This is a genomic window from Lentzea atacamensis, assembly GCF_003269295.1.
Taxonomy (GTDB): Bacteria; Actinomycetota; Actinomycetes; order Mycobacteriales; family Pseudonocardiaceae; genus Lentzea; species Lentzea atacamensis.
This window is the reverse complement of record NZ_QLTT01000001.1, coordinates 668,671-690,349: the sequence shown is the minus strand read 5'-3', so window position 1 is coordinate 690,349 and position 21,679 is coordinate 668,671. Positions and strand designations below refer to the sequence as shown.

The window sequence follows — 21,679 nt, the reverse complement described above, 5'->3', positions numbered from 1 at the left end:
TACCGCGCCCGTAGTAGATGGTGTCTACGCGCGCACGACGACGTACGGCAGTACGGCGGACAAGCTCATGCCATGTCTCTTTCACAGATTGCCGCTGAAACGTACGAGATGACCGCGGGGCGCACCTGGTCTCTGGTGGGCGCCGCACTGGGTCTGGTGGGGATCGGCATCGGCGTGTTCGCGCGACGCCGTGGAGTGGTGGCCGTGGCCTGCGGAGTCGCCGGAGCGCTGATCGGTGTGCTGGTCGTCGTGATGGCCAAGGGCGGTCCCGGCACCGGCTACGGCATCGTCGGCGGCTACATCTCGCTGGTGCTGGGTGTGGTGGCCGCGGTGCTCGGGGGTCTGGCTATGCGAAAAGGCGCTCGGGCTGGTGCACGGCGCGCCGGGTGATGAGCCCCGCCGCGCCTCGCACGACGGCGAACTCGCCGAGCGGTGAGGCGACCAGGCTGGTGTGCCGCTCGCCGCCCGCGAGCACCCTGGCGTCCATTTCGGACTGAACAGCGGTGCTGAGGTGCTCGTGCAGCACGGCGTAGCTGCCGCCTAGCACGACGGTCGGCACGTCGAAGAGGTTCATCAGCGTGGCCAGGCCGACCCCGAGCGCCGCTCCGGCGGCCCCGACCGCGGCGAGCGCCTTGGGATCGCCTGCTTCGAGTGCCTTCGCGAGTGAGTCGAGCCGGCGCCGCCCGGCCTCGCGCAGGATCACGTCGAGGCCCGCGTACCGCTCGACGCAGCCGCGGCCGCCGCACGTGCAGCGCACGCCGTCGCGTTCGATCACCACGTGCCCGAGCTCGCCCGCGAAACCGCTGACACCGCGGTAGACCTCGCCGTTGATCACCACGCCCGCGCCGATGCCGACGTCCGCGGAGACGTGCACGAAGTCCTCACCCGCGAGGTGGCGGGGCCAGAGGTGGGCCAGTGCGGCGAGGTTCGCCTCGTTGTCCAGCTCGACGTCGAGGTCCAGGCGCCGGCGCAGGTCGTCCGCCAGGGGTGAGCCGACGAGTTTCGGGAGGTTGGGGGCTCTGACCAGGACGCCGTCGTGCACGACGCCCGGCACGGCGAGGCCGACGCCGAGCAGCGGCCGGGCCGGGGTGATGTCGCGGATCAGCTCGGCGACACGGTCGAGCACCTCGTCCGGCGTCGAGTCGCGGATGTCGGCCGGCACGAGGTGACGGCGGATGGTCTCGCCGTCGAGGCCGAGGGTCTCGACGGCGAGATGGCTGACGTTGATCTCCGCGCCGACCGCCACCGGGCCGCCGGGGTGGAACCGCAACGGCTTGGACGGCCTGCCCATCCCGGCGAGCGTGGCGGGTTCCTCGACGAGGATCCCGTTGGCCAGCAACGGTTCCGTGAGGTTCGACAGAGTCGCCTTCGTCAGCCCGGTGCGGGCCGCGAGATCGGCCCGCGAACCGGGGCGGTCGACGAGGGCGAGCAGGACCGTCCGCAGGTTGCCGAGGCGAACCTGGCGCAGGTGGTCGACGGTGGTCATCGGCTCAAGTATCGCTGCGCCGCTTCGCCGTACCTCGCCCGGATCTCCGGTACCGCGTCCGCCGCGTACCGGCTGCTCTCCGACCCCGCCCACTCCGGTGGCGTCGTCCCGTCCGTGAGCGTCCACGCCGCCTGTCGCGCCGCGCCATCGGCCACGTACTCACCCGGCGCGGGCACCGTCACCGGCACGCCGAACACCGTCGGCGCGATCTCCCGCACCGCCGGCGAGGCAGCCGCCCCGCCCACGAGCCGGACACCGGTGACGTCCGCGCCCTGCTCGGCGAGAGCGTCGAGGCCCACCGCGAGCCCGCACAGCATGCCTTCCACCGCGGCGCGCGCGATGTTGGCAGGCGTGGCGTTCGTGAGCGTCAGGCCGTGCAGCGCCCCCGTGGCGTCCGGCAGGTTCGGCGTCCGTTCGCCTTCCAGGTACGGCACCAGCACGACGCCTTCCGCGCCGGGCTTCGCGGACAGCGCGAGGTCGCTGAGCTTCGCCAGATCGACGCCCAGCATCCGGGCGGTCGCGTCCAGCACGCGGGCGGCGTTGAGCGTGCACGCCAGCGGCAGGTAGCGGCCGGTGGCGTCCGCGAAGCCCGCCACGATGCCGGAAGCGTCCGCCGCGCGCACCTCGCTGGTCGCCGTGACGACACCGGAGGTCCCGAGCGACACCAGGACCTCGGTGCCCGCCCCGACGCCGAGGATCGCCGCCGCGTTGTCACCCGCGCCCGCACCGAGCCGCAGAGGTCCCTCGACCGACTCGGCGGGACCGAGCACGCGCGGCAACAGCACGTCCGCGCGGCCGAACCCGCGCTCGAGCAGGTCCGGCACGTACACGTTCGCCGTCGAGTCGAAGTAGCCGGTGCCGGAGGCGTCCGACCGGTCGGTGACGAGGTCGGCGAGGTGGCCGGTGCCGCGCAGCCGCCACGTCAGCCAGTCGTGCGGCAGGCAGACGGCGGCGGTGCGCTTGGCGTTGGCCGGCTCGTGCTGGGCGAGCCAGCGCAGCTTGGTGATCGTGAACGACGCGACCGGCACAAGCCCGATCCGGTGCGCCCACTGCTCGGCACCCAGCTCGGCGGTGAGGTCCGCGGCCGCAGCCGCGGACCTCGTGTCGTTCCACAGCAAGGCTTCACGGACGACGTTGCCGTCCTCGTCGAGGCACACCATGCCGTGCTGCTGCCCGGCAACGCTCAGCGCGTCGACGTCGTCGAGCCCGCCGGCCTGTTCGATCGCCGCCTGGAGCGCCGTCCACCAGTGGTCCGGGTGGACCTCGGTGCCGTCCGGGTGAGCCGCGCGGCCCTCCCGGACGAGCCTGCCGGTCTCCGCCTCGCGCACCACGACCTTGCACGACTGCGTCGAGGAGTCGACGCCCGCGACGAGCGTCATGTCAGCGCGCCCCGGCGAGGTGCTCGAGCGCGAGCTGGTTGAGCCGAACGAACCCGAAGCCGCGCTCGGCAGCCTTCTCGGGGTCGAAGCTGTCGTCGTTCATCAGGTCCTCGTAGGACTCGCCGGCGTTGAGCGTGGGTTTTCCGAGCTCGTCGACCCCCGCGATCTGCAGCGCCTCCTGCACCTCGGGGTCCGCCCGGAACGCCTTGGCGCGTTCCTTGAGCAGCAGGTAGGTCCGCATGTTGGCCTTGGCGGAGTCCCAGACGCCCGTGATGTCCTCGGTGCGCGACGGCTTGTAGTCGAAGTGCCGCGGCCCGTCGTAACCGGCGTTCTCCAGCAGGTCGACCAGCGCGAACGCGTTCATGAGGTCGCCGTGCCCGAACACGAGGTCCTGGTCGTACTTGATGCTGCGCTGGCCGTTGAGGTCGATGTGGAAGAGCTTGTCGTGCCACAACGCCTGCGCGATGCCGTGCACGAAGTTGAGGCCCGCCATCTGCTCGTGCCCGACCTCGGGGTTGAGGCCGACCAGCTCTGGCCTGTCCAGCGTCGTGATGAACGCGAGCGCGTGCCCGATCGTCGGCAGCAGGATGTCGCCGCGCGGCTCGTTCGGCTTCGGCTCGAGCGCGAACCGCAGGTCGTAGCCCCGGTCCGTGACGAACTGGGTCAGCAGGTTCATGCCCTCGCGGTACCGGTCGAGCGCGGCCCGCACGTCCTTGGCGGTGTCGTACTCGGAGCCCTCCCTCCCGCCCCACAGCACGAAGACCTTGGCGCCCAGCTCGGCGGCCAGCTCGATGTTGCGCAGCACCTTGCGCAGCGCGAACCGCCGCACGCCGCGGTCGTTGCTGGTGAAGCCGCCGTCCTTGAACACGGGGTGGTTGAACAGGTTCGTCGTCACCATCGGGATGACCATCCCGGTTTCCTGCAGAGCGCCCTGAAGTCGACCGATCTGCTTTTCACGCTCGGTGGCCGCGAACCCGAACAGGTCGTCGTCGTGGAACGACAACCCGTAGGCGCCGAGCTCGGCCAGCCGGTGCACGGCCTCGACGACGTCGAGCTCGGGCCGCGTGGCTTCGCCGAACGGGTCGCGGCCCGGCCAGCCCACGGTCCAGAGACCGAAGGAGAACTTGTCCGCCGGAGTGGGCGTGGTCATGATCCACCTCATTCGTTCAATGCTTGAACTTAGTGCGGACAGTACGACGCCGGGCCCGAGATCGCAATCGCTCAGGCGCGGTGTTCCGCGGCGACCGCCTCGACCGCGGGCGCGAGTGCCGCGGCGATCGCGCGGTAGCCGGCGGCGGACGGGTGGAAGCGGTCTGCGGCGAAGAGCGCGGGATCGGCGGCGAACTGCGGCGTGACGACGCGTTCGACGTGGGCGACCACGCCACCCGCCCGGATGACGGCCTGCAGCTGCGCCTGGGCGTAGTCACGGCTCACGGCCGACACGACGTCGCGCAACGCGGGCGGCACGTGCGCGACGACGCTGAGGTCGGGCGCCGTGGCGACGACGACTCCGGCACCGGCTCGCCGCAGTTTTGCGACGGCGTCGTGCAGCTCCTGCGCACCGACGTGCGCGGGGACGAACCTCGTAAGGTCGTTGGCCCCGACCACCACCACGGCGATGTCCACCCCGCTCGCCACCGCGGCCCGCACCTGCGCGCGCAGGTCGGCCGAACGGGCACCCGGTACGGCGTGCACGCGCAGATCGACGTCGTGCCCGGTCGCGCGCAGACGGGCGGCGAGCAATGGGCCGAGGGTGTCTTCGCGACGTGTGCTGCCGACACCCGCGGCGATGGAGTCGCCGAGCAGACGCAGACGCATGTCTTGTTCAACGGCAGGTGGATCAGCGGTGTTCCCGCGTAAATCCCGCGCGGGCCCAGCTCACAGGGCGTAAGACCGTGCGGGTGGACGAGCTGCTGGGGTGGTGCGTGGTCGCGAACGTCGCCGCCGAGACGTTTCACGGCGAGGGCGGCGTGGAGGCGCGCTCCGGTCTGAAGCACTTCGCACCCGGAGCGAAGATGTGGGTCCTGCCGCCGCAGTGGGGTGATGGTGGGCAGGACGTCTTCGTGGTGGGAGCGCACCGCGGCACTCGTGGGCGGCTGGTGCGGATGGTCGTGCCGCGGGTGCACCTCACGAACTTCCGGGTCCGCGGGATCTACCAGCCCGCGGTTCGTCGTGAGCTCACCGGGGAGTGGAAGGAGTGGGGCACACTGCGGCAGTGGGAGTCCCGCGAGGAGGCCGAGGAAGTCGTCGTCAGCTGGGCTCTCGACGCGACGGTCCAGGCCGGGGTGCGGCAACCGTCGCGGCGAGTGGACTTCTTCCACGGCGTGCGGCTGTTGCGGGCGGGGGAGAGCGAGTACGCCATCCGCGAGGTCATGTCGCCGGCGGTGTCGCTCGAGATCGGTGTGGTCTTCCGCGACCGGCAGGAAGTCGACGCGGTCGCCGAGCTGCGCGAACTGCTGGACACCATCGAGGCGGGTGGTGCCGCCAACTGGGCGCGGAACCCTCTGTGGCCGGTCGTGCGTGCGGTCGCGGGCAAGGTCGTTTCGTTGCTCAGTCGCTAAAACCCGTTTCACGGCCGCGCCTGTCCGTCTACACTCCACGATCAACATCACCGAGTGACGAGGGGAGACCGGCCGTGCGTACCGCCGTCGTCGTTCCCCCGTCCCGTTTCGACGTGATCCTCGTGTCTCCGCACCCCGGCTGCCCGCTGCGCGCCGGGCACCGGAGTGTCTGACGAACCCGTTCGGTCGTTCGTCGGCTCATCGCGCTGACCTGTAGTCCTTTCGCACCGAAAAGGCACTGAGCCATGCGCACCACCACGTTGAACGCTGTCCGCAACCTGGGCATCCTCGCCCACGTCGACGCGGGCAAGACCACGCTCACCGAACGCGTCCTGTTCGCCACCGGCAGCACCTACAAGCGCGGTGAGGTCCACGACGGCACCACCGTCACGGACTTCGACCCGCAGGAGCGCGATCGCGGCATCACGATCTTCGCCGCGGCCGTGAGCTGCACGTGGGACGGGCATCGCGTCAACCTCATCGACACGCCGGGGCACGTCGACTTCTCCGACGAGGTCGAACGGTCGCTGCGCGTGCTGGACGGGGCTGTCGCGGTGTTCGACGGGGTCGCCGGCGTCGAGCCGCAGAGCGAGTCCGTGTGGCGGCAGGCGGATCGGCACGGCGTGCCGCGGATCGCGTTCGTCAACAAGCTCGACCGGGCGGGCGCGGACCTCGACCGGGCCGTGGAGTCGCTGAGAACGCGGTTGCACACCGTGCCTCTGGTCGTGCAGCTGCCGATCGGGGTCGAGGACGAGTTCGTCGGTGTGGTCGACCTGGTCCGCATGCGTGCGCTGACCTGGGATCCGGACGTTGTCGAAGGACCTGTGCCGGAAACGTTGCTGGCAGAAGCACAACGGCGTCGTCGCCTGCTGGAGGAGACGGTGGCGGAACTGCATCTCAAGGCTTTGGAGGAGTTCTATGCGCAAGGCACGTTGACCGAGCAGACGCTCAGGGAAGCGTTGCGCGACATAACGCGCGACGGCACTGGAACCGTCGTGCTGTGCGGTTCGGCGTACCGGAACCGCGGCGTCGAACCGTTGCTGGACGCGGTGATCGCGTATCTGCCTTCCCCTGTGGACGTTCCGCCGGTGCGGGGCGTCGGCGGTGAGGAGCGGCAGGCGGATCCGGACGCGCCGTTCTCGGCGTTGGTGTTCAAGGTGAACGCCACCGCCACCGGGCGGTTGACGTACGTCCGCGTGTACTCGGGCAAACTCCACAAAGGACAGACCGTGCTGGTGGGTGGCCGGGCCGAACGCATCGGCAGGATCCTGCGGGTGCAGGCCGATCGGCACACGCCGGTCGACACGGCCGTAGCGGGCGACATCGTGGCCGTGGTGGGCCTGAAGTCGGCTCGCACCGGTACGACCCTGTGCGCTCCGGCGGCTCCGCTGCTGCTGGAACCGCCCGTGTCGGCTGATCCGGTCGTGTCGGTGTCGGTGGAGGCGAAGACCAGCGCGGACAACGGACGGCTGGCCGAGGCTCTGGCGCACCTGGTCGAGGAGGACCCGTCGCTGCAGGTGAGGACGGACCCGGAGACCGGCCAGACGGTGTTGTCGGGGCTGGGTGAGCTGCACCTGGAGGTCGCGGTGGAGAAGGCGCGCACGAACCACCGCATCGAGATCGCGATGGGCCGTCCTCGGGTGGCCTATCGGGAGACCGTGGCGAGCGGCGTCACGGGATTCGTCTACCGGCACGTGAAGCAGGACGGAGGGGCGGGCCAGTTCGCGCACATCGTCATCGACACCGAGCCGCTGGCGACCGGCTTCGAGTTCCGCTCGGCGGTCACCGGCGGGCGTGTGCCGCAGGAGTTCGTGCGCGCGGTCGAACAGGGCTGCCGCGACGCGCTGGCCGAGGGACCGCTCGGCCACCCGGTGACGGGCCTGCGCGTGACGCTCACCGACGGGTCCACGCATGTCAAGGACTCGACGGACCTGGCGTTCCGCACCGCCGGTCGCCTGGGTCTGCGCGAGGCCCTGAAGGCGGGCGCGATGACGTTGCTCGAACCGATCGCCGAGGTCACGGTCACCGTGCCGGGCGACCACCTCGGCGGCGTGCTCGGTGACCTGGCCGCGCGCCGGGGCCGGATCCTCGGCTCCGAGGTCAGGACCGGCTCGACGGTGGTGACGGCGTCGGTGCCGCTGGCCGAGATGTTCGGCTACGTGACGAGGTTGCGCAGCCGGACGCAGGGCCGCGGCACCTTCACCGCACGCCCGACCGGTTACGCGCCGGCGTAGAACCGGGCCCGTCCTGTGCTCAGGGCGGGCCCGGCGCCCACTCGGGTGGCAGGTCGTGCGAACAGGTCGCCGCGCCTGCCGCCCGAGCCCGGCGGAGGTCGAGGTACGGCCCGGCGATCTGCTCGCGCGGTACCGGCCCGAGCGCCAGCACGGCGTCGCCCGCGGCCAGGGTCTGGCGCCGCATCCGCTCGTGATCGACGGCTTCGGCGCCGAACGAGGGCGCCCAGAGCGTCCACGGTCCGGAGATCATCGCCATCGCAGGCACCAGGTGCGAGTGGAAGTGCGTGCCGATGCCGCCGAACGAGCACTGCGGCGGCGCCCTGCCCGGCACCGGAACGTCGATGCCGGGCAACACGAAGGTGCGGTCGACCTGCCGTCCGGCCAACGCTGTTGCGGCTGTTCGCGCGAGCACGGGACTGCCCGCGAACCAGCCCGACAGCTCCGCTGCTCCTGTCGGCCGCAGGGAACCCGCGCTGGGCAGGAACTCCCGTGTGCCGAGGTGTTCGAGGACGAACGCGAACGCGACGGACCCCGAGTCGTACTCGGCGTCGAGCGCGCGGGCGCGGAACTCGCTGCCCTCGGCGGGGCGGTGCAGGTGGCCGGTGGCGAAGACGAACTCCAGGGTGCGCGGGCGGCAGCGCGGTGGGAGACGGGCGAAGTGCTCGGCGAGGGCGAGCAGGGCGACGGTTCCGTTCTCCTGCACCCAGCCGACGCCGTCGGTGTTGGTGTCGATGACGATGCGTTCGCGGCTCTGGCCGGGCAGCGTCGCGATGAGTGAGCGTGTCACGGCGGGGGCGCGGCCGGCCAGGACGCCGATGGTCGTGCGGGTGCCTGCTTTGAGTTTCAGGGCCGCGTCGGAGCCGACGAACACGCCCGGCACGCGGTAGTGCGTGCCGGTGTGGGGGTCCCAGTAGCCGCGGGCCTGCTCGTGCGGGAACGGAAGAGCGACGATGACGCCCGCGGCTGCGGCCAGGCCCGCGTCGATCATGTCGCGGTGCAGCTGGGGTTCGGCGTGATAGCCGCGGTCCACGGCGGGGAAGTCGCGCAGGACCACCTTGCCGCGGGCGTTGGCGGCGGTGATGGGCTCGGCGGTGGGCAGGTGGATCAGCTCGCCGGAGCGCAGGCCCGGGGCGGAGTAGGGGATCGGGGCGGCGACGGGCACCACGCCGCCGGACAGGAGGAAGCCGGGGCGTGGTTGCCAGCGGTGGACGGGGAATCGTTCCGAACGCACCGACATGCCGGGGAGGCGGGAGACCTGGCGTTCCAGCCAGGAGACGAGCCGGTGGTGCGCCGGGCTGCCGGTGGCCCGCACGCCGAACCCGGCTACCTGGGCGTTCAGGTCTCGCAGGGTGGCCGCCGAGGGAAACCTGCGGTCGTCCACGACGGCTGGGCAGTCGCGCGTGGCGGTGGCCGGAGACGTCAGCTGGGCGCAGAAAATCGTTACGACACTTATGAATCCAAGCCATCTGGCAGGGCGCACGCCGCAACTGTGAGCCGTCGTGACGTGCCCTCACAATCCGCTGTCCAGGTTGATGCGGTCAACCGTGAACGGAGAATGGTTCAACCAATTTCCGCTACGGTCGGCGAGATGCGCTTGAATTCGACGCTCGGCCGCATCACGGTGATCGCGCTGTTCACGCTCGGCTCCACGGCGACCGCCAACGCCGCACACGGCGGAGAGTGTGCCACCCCGTCCATCGACCGGCTGCAACAGTGGCTCGCCAGCGGCGAAGGTGCCACCGAGCCCGCGACCGGCAGCATCCTCGTGCCCGGGAACCGGCACGACTACACGGCGAAGATCAAGTTCCTCGCCGACGACTGGCACGTCATGGTCGTGTGGCTCGGCAACAAGTTCGAGGCCCAGGCCGACCTCACGCACTCGCGCGGGTTCTGGATGACCTACCGCGCGACCGACGACCTCCACGTCCAGCTGCGCCCGGCGTCGCACTGGAGCGGCGGCGACAAGTGGGTCACCAAGATCCCGTCGACCCGCGGCGAGCTGGTGAAGAAGTTCTTCAGCTTCAACGAGAAGAACTGGACGACCCTGCCGGAGCTCGGCAAGCCGGCCTATCCGCTGAGCGAGGCGCTCGACGACGCCCGCGGGCTGGTCTTCGTCGGCAAGACGCCGAACGACCTGGAGTTCCGGAGCCTGCGGATCGACGGCTATCGGCCACCCTGCGTTTACTGTGAAACCGGTAGGGTCCGAGCGTGAGAGCGCTCTCTGCAGGCTTGAGCCTCGTCCTGACGGCCGCGCTGGTGACTCCCGTGAGCGCGGCGGTCAGGGACGACACGCGCTACGTCGACCCGTTGATCGGCTCGGCGGGAGGCGGTAACACCTATCCGGGCGCCGTGCGGCCGTTCGGCATGATCTCGTGGAGCCCGACCTCGACCCGAGGCGACCAGACGAACACGGGCGCCGCCAACGGGTACGCCTACGACGTCACGAGAGTCCGCGGCTTCAGCCTCACCCACGTCAACGGCGCCGGCTGCCATCCCGGCGCGGCCGGGGACGTGCCGATCATGCCGCACGCCGGCGCGATCACGTCGTCACCGACGGCCGACACCGGGGACCAGGTCTACGCCAGCGACTTCACGCACGCCGACGAGATCGCCGAACCGGGCCGCTACCGGGTGGGCCTGAAGTCCGGCGCCACAGCGGATCTGTCGGTGACCACCCGCGCGGGCATCGGTGAGTTCACGTTCCCGGCAGAGGGTTCGCTGCTCTTCCGCGTGTCGAACTCGCTCAACGGCAGCGAGGACGCCGAGGTCACCATCGACCCGGTGGCCAACACGGTCTCGGGCTCGGTCTTGACCGGCGCGTTCTGCGGCAGGCGCGCCAACGGCGGCGTGAACAACCAGAAGACCTACTACCGCTTGTACTTCACGGCGAGCTTCGACCGCCCGATCGCCGCGTACGGCACGTGGGTCAACAGCGAGCTGAGGCCGGGCACGACGACCGCAAGCGGCGGCGAAGGCTACCTGACCGGAAACGCCCGCGCGGGCAAGGGGTCCGGCGGCTACGTGTCCTTTGCGGACAACAAGGTGACCACGCGGGTCGGCATCTCCTACACCAGCGCGGAAGCCGCCGAACGCAACCTGGCGGCGGAGATCCCGAAGCGTGCGACCGTCGCGCAGATCGCGGAGGAAGCCAGGAAGGCCTGGGCGAAGCAGCTCCGCGCGGTGGAGGTCGACGGCGGCACCGCCGACGAGCGCACGATCTTCTACACCGCGCTCTACCACACGTTCCTGCAGCCCAACGTGATCAGTGACGCCGGTCGCGAGCTGCGGTACGGCAACTTCTCCGGCTGGGACCAGTACCGCGCCCAGACCCAGCTCCTGGCGTTGCTCGCACCCGGCGTCGCGAGCACGTACGCCCAGTCCCTGCTGGACATCGCCCGCAAGAACGGCGGCGTGTGGGACCGCTGGGTGCACATCACCGGCCCGACGCACGTCATGACCGGCGATCCGTCCGCCCCGGCCATCGCGGGCATGTACGCCATGGGCGCCACGGACTTCGACGTGCGGGCGGCCTACGACTCGTTGCTGCACCAGGCGACCGTCCCGCACCCGGACGGCCTGTCGGACAAGGGATGCCCCGGCCAGTGCGAGGGCCAGCGCCCGAACCTCGCCGAGCACCTCCGCCTCGGCTACGCGCCGCACGACACCTGCCACTGCTGGGGCGGCGCCGCCGAGACGCTCGAAGACGCGGTTGCCGACCACGCGCTGGCCGACCTGGCCGCCCGTCTCGGTCTCCCGAGCGAGGAGCTGCGGAAACGCGCCGGCTGGTGGCGCAACACGTTCAACCCGGCAACCGGCCACCAGCAGGCGCGCAGGGCGGACGGCAGCTGGGTGACCCCGTTCAACCCCGCCTCGGACCAGGGCTTCGCACAGGGCAGCAGCGCCACCTACACGTGGATGGTGCCGCACGACGCCCAGGGCCTCGCGGAAGCCATGGGCGGCAAGGACATCGCCGCCGCCAGGCTCGACGCCTTCTTCCACCGCCCGGACGGCTCGTGGGCGACCGGCGGCGACCCGCTGCGGTACGACCCGACGAACGAGCCGGGCATCCACACCCCGTGGCTCTACAACGAGCTCGGCCGCCCGCACCAGACCCAGGAGACCGTGCGGGCCATGGCGAAGCTGGTCTACCGCACCGGCCCGAACGGCCTGCCGGGCAACGACGACCTCGGCACGATGTCCGCCTGGTACGTCTTCGCCGCGCTGGGCCTGTACCCGAGGACGCCGAGCAGCGCGGAACTGCACGTGTCCAGCCCGATGTTCCCGAAGGCCCGCATCGCCCAGCGCGGCATCACGATCCTCGCGCCGGGCGCGCCGGGCATCCACGTCGACGACATCAGGTGGAACGGCCGCAGGCAAACGACTCCGTGGCTGCCCGAGCAGTTCGTGCAGCGCGGTGGAGTGCTCAGGGTCAGCACCGCGACGCGCTGAGCACCTGCAACCAGCACAGCCTGCACAACACGCACGCCGCCTCTTCGCCCGTTTTGTCCGTGTTTGCGCTGCCCGCAGTGGGGAACCAGCCGAGAAACGGGAGGAGAAGAGACGTGAAGGCTGTCGTGTGGCACGACGTGGGAGACATCCGCCTGGACGAGGTGGACGACCCGCGCGTGCAGGAGCCGACGGACGCGGTCATCCGGATCACCCGCAGCGCCATCTGCGGCACCGACCTGCACATGGAGCGCGGCACCATGCCGGACATGGTCGAGGGCACGGTGCTCGGCCACGAGGCGGTCGGTGTCGTCGAGGAGGTCGGCTCCGCGGTCCGCGGGTTCACCCCCGGCGACCGCGTCGTGGTGACGTCGACGATCGGCTGCGGCACCTGCTCGTACTGTCGTGCGGGGTACTTCGCCCAATGCGACACCGCGAACCCGAACGGGCCCGCGGCCGGGACCTGCTTCTTCGGCGGACCGAGGCCGACCGGTCCGATCAACGGCCTGCAGGCCGAGTTCGCGCGGATTCCGCACGCGATGACGACGCTGGTGCGGGTGCCGGACGGGGTCAGCGACGACCAGGCGATCCTGCTGTCGGACATCTTCCCGACCGCGTGGTTCGGCGCCAGGCTCGCCGAGGTCGGCTCCGGCGACACCGTGCTCGTCCTGGGTGCGGGCGTGGTCGGGCAGTTCGCGATCGCGTCGGCGAAGCGGCAGGGTGCCGGACGGGTGATCGTCGTGGACGGGATCGCGTCGAGGCTGGACAAGGCCCGCGCGCAGAACGCCGAGACCGTGAACTTCAACGAGGAGGACCCCGTCGAGATCGTCCGGGAGCTCACCGGCGGGATCGGCCCCGACCGCGTGATCGAGGCGGTCGGTGTCGACGCGGAGCAGCCGGGCGAACGGACTTCCGAACAGTGGAAACCCGGCGACGCGCCGCGGCTCGCGCTGGACTGGGCGGTCGAGCTGGCCGCGAAGGCGGGCTCCATCGGCATCATCGGTGTCTACCCGCCGGGCTTCGACGACTTCCCGATCGGCCAGGCGATGAACAAGAACCTGACGCTGCGCATGGGCAACTGCAACCACCGCCGCTACCTGCCGCGCCTGCTGAACATGGTGCTGACCGGCTCGATGGACCCGACCGCGTTCATCACCCGGCACGAGAAGCCCACGTCCGCGATCGACGCCTACCGGTCGTTCGACCTGCGCGAGGACGGCTGGCTGAAGACGGTGCTCGATGTCGCCTGAGCGGGTCGTCGTCACCGGTGGCGCAGGCTTCCTCGGCTCGCACGTCTGCGAGGCGCTGCTGGCCGGCGGCGCACAGGTCGTGTGCGTCGACGACTTCCGCACCGGCTCACGCGGCAACGTGCCGGACGGCGTGGGAGTCGTCACCGCCGACGTGTCCCGCCCGCTCGACCTGCTCGGACCCGTCGACCTGATCCTGCACCTGGCGTGCCCGGCCTCGCCGGCCGACTACCTGCGGATGCCGGTGGACACGTTGCGGGCCGGTGGGTTCGGCACGTACCACGTGCTGGAGCTGGCCCGCCGCAAGGGCGCTCGCGTGGTCGTCGCGTCCACCAGCGAGGTGTACGGCGACCCGGAGGAGCACCCGCAGCGGGAGTCGTACTGGGGGCACGTGAACCCGATCGGGCCGCGCAGCGTCTACGACGAGGCGAAGCGGTTCGGCGAGGCCATGACCACGGCGTTCCGGGCGGAACACGGCGTCGACGCGGGGATCGTGCGGATCTTCAACACCTACGGTCCCCGGATGCGTGCGCACGACGGGCGGATGATCCCGACCTTCCTGAGACAGGCCCTGGCCGGTGAGCCGCTGACGGTGCACGGCGACGGCCTGCAGACCAGATCGTTGTGCTACGTGGACGATCTGGTGCGCGGATTGCTCGCGATGGCCCGCAGCGGCCACCCCGGTCCGATCAACCTCGGCAACCCCACCGAGGTCACCGTGCTGGACGTCGCCCGCAAGACGATCGAGGTGACCGGCAGTTCCTCGGTGGTCCGGCACGTCGAGTCGATGACGGACGACCCGCGGCGGCGGCGGCCGGACATCAGCCTCGCGCGAGAGGTGTTGCACTGGCAGCCGACGGTTCCGCTGGAGGAAGGACTTCGCTCGTTTGCCCGGACATTCGCCGGGTAGCCGCCCTTCATGCGAGTTCTCGGGATCAACGCGGTGTTCCACGACCCGGCCGCAGCACTGGTGGTCGACGGTTCGATTGTCGCGGCAGCGGAAGAAGAACGGTTCTCCCGCCGCAAGCACGGCAAACGCCCCGTGCCGTTCTCGGCGTGGGAGCAGCCGGAGCTCTCAGCGCGCTGGTGCCTTTACCAGGCCGGGCTCAGCGCCGCCGACCTCGACGCCGTGGCGTACTCGTACGACCCGTCACTGGTGGACGCGGAGTACGCGCCGTGGGAGGACTTGCGCACGACCTATGCCCGCAAGGCGCCGCAGTTCCTGGCGACCTCGTTGCCGGGCCTCGACCCCGACATCGTGAGGTTCGTGCCGCACCACGTCGCCCACGCCGCGTCCACCGGCCTCGCCGCGCCGTTCGACGGGAACTGCGCGGTGCTGGTCGCGGACGGTCGCGGCGAGTGCGGCTCCCACCTCGCCGGACGCTACGTCGACGGGGCGCTGACCACCTTCGCGTCGCAACGGCTGCCGCACTCGCTGGGGCTGATGTACGAGGAACTGACCGAACACCTGGGCTTTCTGCGATCCAGTGACGAGTACAAGGTCATGGCACTGGCCTCCCACGCGAAGCCGGTGCACCTCGACCTGATGCGCGAGCACGTGCTGGTGCGCGACGGCGGCTTCGAGATCCGGCCGCTCGACTGGAACGCCCTGGCCAAGCAGCGCGCGAAGGACGAGGAGATCACCCAGGAGCACGCCGAACTGGCGGCGAGCGTGCAGGTGCGGCTGGAGGAGGTGCTGCTGGAGCTGGTGCGGTGGCTGCACGACCGCACCGGTGAACGCCGCCTGACGATGGCCGGCGGGGTCGCGCTGAACTGCGTGGCCAACACCCGGATCTTCGCCGAGGGACCGTTCGACGAGGTCTGGGTCCAGCCGGCGGCGGGGGACGCCGGAACGGCTCTCGGCGCGGCGTTGCACGTGTCGGACCGCGTGTCGGCGATGCCCGGTGCCGACCTCGGCCGCGGCTTCTCGGACGACGAGATCGAGTCGGTGCTGCGCACGGCCGCGGTGCCGTTCTCGAAGCCCGCGGACGTCGCGGTGGAGGTGGCGGAGGCACTGGCCGCGAACAAGATCGTGGCGTGGTTCCAGGGGCGCAGCGAGTACGGCCCGCGCGCGCTCGGCCGCCGGTCGCTGTTCGCGAACCCGTGCTTCGCCGAGAACCTGACCCGGCTGAACGACGTCAAGGGCCGCGAGCAGTTCCGCCCGGTGGCCCCGATGGTGCTGGCCGAGCGGGCGGCCGAGGTGTTCACCCGCGGTCCGCTTCCCAGCCCCTACATGCTCTTCGTGCACGACGTCCGTCCGGAGTGGACTGATCGGATCCCGGCGGTGGTGCACGTGGACGGCACCGCACGTGCGCAGACCGTGGCCGGCGACCCGCTGCTCGAACGCATGCTGCGCGAGTTCGACGCGCGGACCGGTGTCCCGGTCGTGGTGAACACGAGCCTCAACACGGCGGGCCGCCCCATGGTCGACAGCCCGCGCGACGCACTGGAGTGCTTCGGCTCGTCCCCGATCGACCTGCTCGCCATCGGACCGTACGTGGTGCGCCGATGAACTACTCCGTCGTGATTCCGACCGTGGGCCGCCCGAACCTCAACGACCTGCTGGACGCGCTGGTCGAGGGCTCGGGTCCGGAACCGTGCGAGATCATCGTGGTCGACGACAGCGAGTCCGGTCTGGGTCCGGCAGCCGCGCGCAACACCGGCTGGCGCGAGGCCCGTGGCGACTGGGTGGCGTTCCTCGACGACGACGTGGTGATCCCGCCCGACTGGAAAGCGCAGCTGTGCGCGGACCTGGCGGACCTGCCGGACGACGTGGGCGCGAGCCAGGCCAGGATCGTCGTGCCGCTACCCGATGACCGGCGCCCGACCGACGCCGAACGCGGCACGGCCGGTCTGGCCACCGCCCGCTGGATCACCGCCGACATGGCGTACAGGCGCGAGGCGCTGGCGCTTGCGGGCGGCTTCGACGAACGGTTCCGGCGTGCCTACCGCGAGGACGCCGAGCTGGCATTGCGCGTGCAGTCCCTCGGCTACCGGATCGTGCGGGGCAGGCGGGTGACGACCCACCCCGTCAAGCCCGCGACGTTCCTGACGAGTGTGGACCAGCAGCGTGGCAACGCCGACGACGCGTTGATGCGGCGGTTGGTGGGCTCACGCTGGCGGTCCCGGATCGGCGGGCAGCGAGGACGGCTGCGGTCGCACGTGGCGGCCACGGTGGCCGGGGCCGGATCTGTCCTCTGTGGACTCTTCGGGTGGCGGCGTCCGGCGGCGGCACTGGGCGTGGTGTGGGCCGCGCTGACCGGATGGTTCGCGGCGGTCCGGATCGCTCCCGGGCCGCGGACGCCGGACGAGATCGTGCGGATGGTGGTGACCAGCGCCCTCATCCCGCCGGCCGCCTGTGCGCACCGGCTGCTCGGCGAGGTGCGGTACCGGCGGGTGAGAGCATGAAGATCCTGGTGTTGAGAGCACTCGGCCTGGGTGACCTGTTGACGGCCGTGCCGGCGCTCAGGGGACTGCGGGCGGCCTTCCCGCGCGCGGAGATCACGCTGGCGGCTCCGGAGTGGCTGCGCGACGCGGTGGAGCGGATCGAGGCGGTGGACCGGCTGCTGCCGACGGAGGAGCTGGCGCCGATCGGGTTCGAGCGGCCGGACCTCGCGGTGAACCTGCACGGCAAAGGGCCGCAAAGCATCGACCGGCTGCTGGCGACGAAGCCGCGCGCCCTGATCACGTACGGGGACGGGGCGCGGAGCGGTGAGACCCGGATGGCCGTCTCCGCGTGGCCGGGTGAACGGCACGAGATTCTGAAGTGGTGCGATCTGTTGCAACGGAACGGGATCAGGTGTGATCCGGAGGACTTCAGGCTGCACCCCGTCGGCCACCGGACCGGCCGGATCGTGATTCATCCGGGTGCCAGCACCGGTGCCAGGAGGTGGCCGGTCGACAGATACGCGGCCGTTGCCAGGGAGTTGAGGGCGGAGGCGTCACCAGACCCGCTCGCCCTCGTCGTGACCGCCGGGCCGGGCGAGGGGGATCTGGCCCGTCGCATCGTCGCCGACCCGGTGTCCGGCAGCCTCGCAGAGCTCATGGACCTCGTCGCCACCGCCCGCCTGGTCATCTGCGGCGACACCGGCGTGGCCCACGTCGCCACCGCCTACGGCACGCCGTCGGTCCTGCTGTTCGGCCCCGTCTCACCCCAGCTCTGGGGTCCCCTGCGCGGCCCGCACCGGGTGCTCTGGCACGGCGAGCCGGGTGACACGTTCGCCGACGACCCGTCGCCGGGCCTGCTCAAGATCACGGTCGAGGAAGTGCTGGACGCGGTAGGAGGTGTGCTGTGCGAGCGAAGCGAATCGGTGTCGTCGGCGCGGGCTACGTCGGTCTGACCACGGCCGCGTGCTTCGCGCACCTCGGGCACCGGGTGATCTGCGCGGACGCGGACACGGCCAAGATCGAGGCGCTCAACGCCGGTGAGATCACCCTGCACGAACCGGGACTGCGCGAGCTGGTCGAGGACAACCGCGAGCGGCTCGAGTTCGTCACGGACAACGCGCGAGCCCTGTCGGACGTGGACTTCGCCTTCGTCTGCGTGCCGACACCGACCGGGCCCGACGGCGCGGCCGACCTGTCGGCGGTCGACCAGGTGCTGAGCGAGGCTCCGCCGACGACCCGCGTGGTGCTGAAGTCGACGGTCCCGGTCGGGACCGCGGCCAAGCACCCCGGTGTCGTGTCCAACCCGGAGTTCCTCAGGGAAGGCCATGCCGTCGAGGACTTCCTGCGCCCGCAACGGATCGTGGTCGGTGCGCAGGACGAGCGGCAGGCCCACGAGGTGGCCGCGTTGTACGCGCCGACCAAGGCACCGACGGTGCTCACCGACAACACGAGCGCCGAGCTGGTGAAGTACGCGAGCAACTGCTTTCTGGCGCTGAAGCTGTCGTACGTCAACACGTTGGCGGAGTTGTGCGAGCACGTCGACGCCGACATCGACGGCGTCACCGAGGGCATGCGGCTCGACGACCGGATCGGGGCGTCGTGCCTGCAGCCGGGCCCGGGGTGGGGCGGATCCTGTCTGCCCAAGGACACCCTCGCCCTCCTCGCCACCGCGAGGGCCGCGGGAGTCGACTTCGCCACCCTCGAAGCGGCCGTCAGCACCAACCGCCACCAGCCCCACCGGGTCGCCGACCGGATCCGCGAGGAGCTCAGGACGCTCGACGGCGCCAGGATCGGGCTGCTCGGGCTCACGTTCAAGGCCGGCACGAACGACCTGCGCGACTCACCCGCGCTCGTGGTCGCCCGGCTGCTGGTGCAGGAAGGTGCCGAGCTCACGGCCTTCGATCCGTGCGTCCACGAGGACCGGCCGAACATGAGGATCGCCCACCGCGCGGCAGATGTGGCAGCCGGCGCGGACATGCTGGTGGTGCTGACGGAGTGGCCGGAGTTCGCCGAGCTGGACTGGCCGGAGCTGGCCGAGCGGATGGCGGACCCGCGCCTCTACGACACCCGCAACGTGGTGCCGGGGGACAAGGTCCGGGAAGCAGGCTTCCGGCTGATCAGGACCGGACGTTAGGAACGCCGAGGTGGACCACCTTGGTCGTGGTCATCTCGTCCAGAAGCTCAGGGCCGTAACCGAAACCGGTGCCGGACGCGCCGCGCGGCTGTGCGGCACCTCCGGGGGCACCACCGAACACCGCGTTGACCTTCACCGTGCCGACGGGAAGGGCGCGCCAGGCGCGCTGGGCGTGTTCCATCGAGCTGGTCAGCACGGTCGCGGCCAGGCCGTAGTCACCGGAACACGCCTCGGCCAGGCCCTCGTCGAACGACGACACCAGCTGTACGGGCGCGACCGGGCCGAACGTCTCCTCACACATGATCCGCATCGCCGACGAGCAGTCGGCCAGCACGGTCGCGGGGTAGTAGGCGCCGCGGCCCTCCGGAATCGAGCCGCCGACCAGCGCGGAGGCGCCTGAACCCACCGCGTCGGTCACCTGCGAGTGCACGAACTCGCGGTGCCGGGTGTCGACCAGCGGCTGCGGCTTCTCGTTCCACGCGCGGGCCTTGGCGCACAGGGCTTCCAGGAACGGCGCGGCGATCGTCTTGTGCAGGTAGATGCGTTCGACGGACGTGCACAGCTGGCCCGCGTTGGTGAAGGCACCCAGAGCAGCCTGTCCCGCCGCCCACGACGGGTCCACGTCGTCGTCGACGAGCAACGGGTCGTTGCCCCCGTTCTCCAGCAACAGCTTCGCCGAGGAGACCTGCGCGATCGCGCGACCGGTGGCGGTGCTGCCGACATGGGCGACCACGTCGACGTCGGACGAACGCACCAGAGCTGCACCCACCTCTCCGTCGCCGACCAGCGTCTGCAGCACGCCGTCGGGGAAGCACGGCCGCAGGACGGTGGCCAGCAGCAAACCGGTGTGCGGGCTGCGTTCACTCGGCTTGTGCACCACGACGTTCCCGGTCACCAGGGCGGCTCCGAGCAGACCGCACGCGACCGCGATCGGGTCGTTCCAGGGCGTGAGGGCCACGACGACTCCGCGTGGTTCGGGAACCATGAAGTCGACGGCAGAGCCGAGCAGCGACCGTCCACGATGGACTGGACCGAGCTCGGCGTACTGCTCCAGCGTCCCGGCACCGGCCAGCACACCCTCACGAGCCGACGCGAACGGCCGCCCGGTCTCGGTCTCGATCACGGTCGCGAGGTCGTTCGCCCGTTCCCGCACCGCGGCGGCGGCCGCCCGGACCACCGCTCCGCGTTCCGCCGCGGGCGTCGCCGCCCATTGCGGCCAGGCGGTGCGAGCCGCCGCCAGCGCGGCGGTCACGTCGTCCTCCCGTGCGGCCGGCAGCCAGCCGACCAGTTGGTCGTCGAGGGGACTGTGGACATCAATGGCGTGCATGGCGGTCATGGCTCGCGGGTACCCGTTGGCGCAGGTCGAAACCTTGGAGGAGCCATGCCCGGACGCGAGGAACTGCCCAGCACGGTGGCACGTTCGTCGAAGAAGGCACAGCGGACGTGGATCAAGGCGCACGATTCCGCCGTTGAGACGTACGGCGAGGGCGAACGGGCGCACCGCACCGCCTTCTCGGCGCTGAAGCACAGCTTCGAGAAGGTCGGCGACCACTGGGAGGCCAAGGCCGAGAAGGGGCCGTCCGACGCACAGGCGGAGCGCAGCACACCGGCCCGGGGCGAGACGGCCGGTGGCGTGGACGCGAACGCCAGCAAGCAGCACCTCTACGACATCGCGAAGCGGCTGAAGATCGAGGGCCGGTCGCAGATGACGAAGGACGAGCTCGTCGACGCCATCGAGAAGGCGAACAACCGCGAGACCGCGCGGGCACGATCGTGAAGGTCGTCGTCACGGGGGCCACCGGCAACGTCGGCACCGCGCTGCTGCGCAGGCTCGCGGAAGAGCCGGACGTGCGGGTTCACGGCATCTCCCGCCGCCCACCGTCGGACGCGCCGCCCTACCAGGGCCTCGACTGGACGCCGGTCGACATCGGTCAGCCCGGCGCGGAGGAGCTGCTCGGCATCGCCTTCGAAAACGCCGACGCGGTGGTCCACCTCGCCTGGCTCATCCAGCCGTCCCGCGACGAGCGCCAGCTGTACCGGACGAACGTCGCCGGATCGTCGCGCGTGTTCACCGCCGCGGCCGAAGCCGGCGTGCCGCACCTCGTCCACATGTCGTCGGTCGGCGCGTACGCGCCGACCCACAAGGATCACCGCGTCGACGAGTCGTGGCCGGTCAACGGCGTGACGTCCTCGTTCTACAGCAGGCACAAAGCCGCGGTGGAACACATGCTGAACCAGTACGAGACCAGCATGCTGATCTCCCGGCCGAGGCCCGGCCTGATCCTGCAGCCCGACGCGGGATCCGAGATCCGCGACTACTTCCTGGGCAGCCTCGTGCCGAAAGCACTGTTCCGGCACAGGATCCCGATCCTGCCGCTGCCGAAGGACCTCGTGCTGCAGTTCGTCCATTCGGACGACGTCGCCGAGGCAATCGCACTCATCCTCCAGCAGCGTCTCCACGGACCGGTGAACCTCGTCGCCGAGCCCGTCGTCACTCCCCGTGTCCTCGCCGAGCTCCTCGGTGGCAGGCACCTGCCGATCCCACCGCGGCTGTTGCGCGTGCTCGCGAACGTCACCTGGCGACTGCGCCTGCAGCCCACACCGCCGGGTTGGGTGGATCTGGGGCTGACAGCGCCGTTGCTGGACGCGACCAGGGCCAGGACGGAACTCGGCTGGAAGCCGGTGCACGACGCGCGGGAAACGCTTCGATCGCTGGTTCGCGGCATCGGGGAAGGCAGACACGTGCAGGCCAGCCCGGTGCTGTGAATCGCTTCGCGGAGTAGCGTTTCAAGCCGCTTTCTCGCG

19 protein-coding genes are annotated in these 21,679 nt (G+C 70.8%); 13 read left to right on the top strand and 6 right to left on the bottom strand.

The window, feature by feature from the left end; genetic code table 11:
* Nucleotides 1–72: 72 nt before the first annotated feature.
* Complete coding sequence (locus tag C8D87_RS03500) at nucleotides 73–390, top strand: DUF6223 family protein (RefSeq protein ID WP_112225498.1); 318 nt, start codon at nucleotides 73–75, stop codon at nucleotides 388–390.
* Here C8D87_RS03500 and C8D87_RS03495 read toward each other — a convergent pair.
* The 4 genes from C8D87_RS03495 to C8D87_RS03480 all read right to left on the bottom strand — a co-directional run bounded on the left by C8D87_RS03495 (nucleotide 347) and on the right by C8D87_RS03480 (nucleotide 4,683).
* Nucleotides 347–1,486 carry an ROK family protein gene (locus tag C8D87_RS03495; RefSeq protein ID WP_112225497.1) on the bottom strand — a complete coding sequence of 380 codons (1,140 nt, stop codon included), beginning with the start codon at nucleotides 1,484–1,486 and terminating at the stop codon, nucleotides 347–349. The genes C8D87_RS03500 and C8D87_RS03495 overlap by 44 nt on opposite strands.
* The gene (gene xylB, locus C8D87_RS03490) at nucleotides 1,483–2,865 is read right to left on the bottom strand and encodes a xylulokinase (protein ID WP_112225496.1); all 1,383 of its coding nucleotides are present in this window, start codon (nucleotides 2,863–2,865) and stop codon (nucleotides 1,483–1,485) included. The genes C8D87_RS03495 and xylB overlap by 4 nt, the downstream gene beginning before the upstream one ends.
* Nucleotide 2,866: 1 nt before the next feature.
* Nucleotides 2,867–4,015, bottom strand: a complete 1,149-nt coding sequence (gene xylA, locus C8D87_RS03485) for a xylose isomerase (protein ID WP_233441879.1) — start codon at nucleotides 4,013–4,015, stop codon at nucleotides 2,867–2,869.
* A gap of 71 nt (nucleotides 4,016–4,086) precedes the next feature.
* Entirely contained in the window at nucleotides 4,087–4,683 is a 597-nt protein-coding gene (locus C8D87_RS03480; RefSeq protein WP_112225495.1) for an SGNH/GDSL hydrolase family protein, read from the bottom strand.
* 83 nt (nucleotides 4,684–4,766) lie between these two features.
* Between C8D87_RS03480 and C8D87_RS03475 the strand changes: the two genes are divergently transcribed.
* The gene (locus tag C8D87_RS03475) at nucleotides 4,767–5,426 is read left to right on the top strand and encodes a P-loop NTPase family protein (protein WP_146771610.1); all 660 of its coding nucleotides are present in this window, start codon (nucleotides 4,767–4,769) and stop codon (nucleotides 5,424–5,426) included.
* Nucleotides 5,427–5,671: 245 nt separating this feature from the next.
* Nucleotides 5,672–7,660, top strand: a complete 1,989-nt coding sequence (fusA, locus tag C8D87_RS03470; RefSeq protein WP_112225493.1) for an elongation factor G — start codon at nucleotides 5,672–5,674, stop codon at nucleotides 7,658–7,660.
* A gap of 19 nt (nucleotides 7,661–7,679) precedes the next feature.
* Here the strand turns inward: fusA and C8D87_RS03465 are convergent, their stop codons facing one another.
* Nucleotides 7,680–9,041, bottom strand: coding sequence for a hypothetical protein (locus C8D87_RS03465; RefSeq protein ID WP_112225492.1), 1,362 nt, complete (start codon nucleotides 9,039–9,041; stop codon nucleotides 7,680–7,682).
* 207 nt (nucleotides 9,042–9,248) lie between these two features.
* On the opposite strand from C8D87_RS03465, the gene C8D87_RS03460 reads away from it, so the two are divergent.
* The 8 genes from C8D87_RS03460 (at nucleotide 9,249) to C8D87_RS03425 (ending at nucleotide 18,874) form a co-directional block, all read left to right on the top strand.
* Nucleotides 9,249–9,872, top strand: a complete 624-nt coding sequence (locus C8D87_RS03460; RefSeq protein ID WP_215732146.1) for a hypothetical protein — start codon at nucleotides 9,249–9,251, stop codon at nucleotides 9,870–9,872.
* Nucleotides 9,869–12,109 (top strand): GH92 family glycosyl hydrolase, encoded by a 2,241-nt coding sequence (locus C8D87_RS03455; RefSeq protein WP_112225491.1) that lies wholly within the window; start codon nucleotides 9,869–9,871, stop codon nucleotides 12,107–12,109. The genes C8D87_RS03460 and C8D87_RS03455 overlap by 4 nt, the downstream gene beginning before the upstream one ends.
* A gap of 113 nt (nucleotides 12,110–12,222) precedes the next feature.
* The gene (locus C8D87_RS03450) at nucleotides 12,223–13,356 is read left to right on the top strand and encodes a zinc-dependent alcohol dehydrogenase (protein WP_112225490.1); all 1,134 of its coding nucleotides are present in this window, start codon (nucleotides 12,223–12,225) and stop codon (nucleotides 13,354–13,356) included.
* Nucleotides 13,346–14,263, top strand: a complete 918-nt coding sequence (locus C8D87_RS03445; RefSeq protein WP_112225489.1) for an NAD-dependent epimerase/dehydratase family protein — start codon at nucleotides 13,346–13,348, stop codon at nucleotides 14,261–14,263. The genes C8D87_RS03450 and C8D87_RS03445 overlap by 11 nt, the downstream gene beginning before the upstream one ends.
* Before the next feature lie 9 nt (nucleotides 14,264–14,272).
* Entirely contained in the window at nucleotides 14,273–15,865 is a 1,593-nt protein-coding gene (locus C8D87_RS03440) for a carbamoyltransferase family protein (protein ID WP_112225488.1), read from the top strand.
* On the top strand, nucleotides 15,862–16,761 hold the full coding sequence (locus C8D87_RS03435) for a glycosyltransferase (RefSeq protein WP_112225487.1): 900 nt from the start codon (nucleotides 15,862–15,864) through the stop codon (nucleotides 16,759–16,761). Before C8D87_RS03440 ends, C8D87_RS03435 begins: the two co-directional genes overlap by 4 nt.
* Nucleotides 16,758–17,693 (top strand): glycosyltransferase family 9 protein, encoded by a 936-nt coding sequence (locus C8D87_RS03430; protein ID WP_112225486.1) that lies wholly within the window; start codon nucleotides 16,758–16,760, stop codon nucleotides 17,691–17,693. Before C8D87_RS03435 ends, C8D87_RS03430 begins: the two co-directional genes overlap by 4 nt.
* Nucleotides 17,645–18,874, top strand: coding sequence for a UDP-glucose dehydrogenase family protein (locus C8D87_RS03425; RefSeq protein ID WP_112225485.1), 1,230 nt, complete (start codon nucleotides 17,645–17,647; stop codon nucleotides 18,872–18,874). The genes C8D87_RS03430 and C8D87_RS03425 overlap by 49 nt, the downstream gene beginning before the upstream one ends.
* On the opposite strand, the gene C8D87_RS03420 is transcribed toward C8D87_RS03425, so the two are convergent.
* Nucleotides 18,858–20,210 (bottom strand): aldehyde dehydrogenase family protein, encoded by a 1,353-nt coding sequence (locus tag C8D87_RS03420; RefSeq protein WP_112225484.1) that lies wholly within the window; start codon nucleotides 20,208–20,210, stop codon nucleotides 18,858–18,860. The genes C8D87_RS03425 and C8D87_RS03420 overlap by 17 nt on opposite strands.
* Before the next feature lie 45 nt (nucleotides 20,211–20,255).
* Here C8D87_RS03420 and C8D87_RS03415 point away from each other — a divergent pair, with 45 nt between their 5' ends.
* Both C8D87_RS03415 and C8D87_RS03410 read left to right on the top strand, forming a co-directional pair.
* Nucleotides 20,256–20,651: a ChaB family protein gene (locus C8D87_RS03415; protein WP_112225483.1), complete on the top strand. Its 396-nt coding sequence runs from the start codon at nucleotides 20,256–20,258 to the stop codon at nucleotides 20,649–20,651.
* On the top strand, nucleotides 20,648–21,640 hold the full coding sequence (locus C8D87_RS03410; protein ID WP_112225482.1) for an NAD-dependent epimerase/dehydratase family protein: 993 nt from the start codon (nucleotides 20,648–20,650) through the stop codon (nucleotides 21,638–21,640). The genes C8D87_RS03415 and C8D87_RS03410 overlap by 4 nt, the downstream gene beginning before the upstream one ends.
* Nucleotides 21,641–21,679 lie beyond the last annotated feature (39 nt).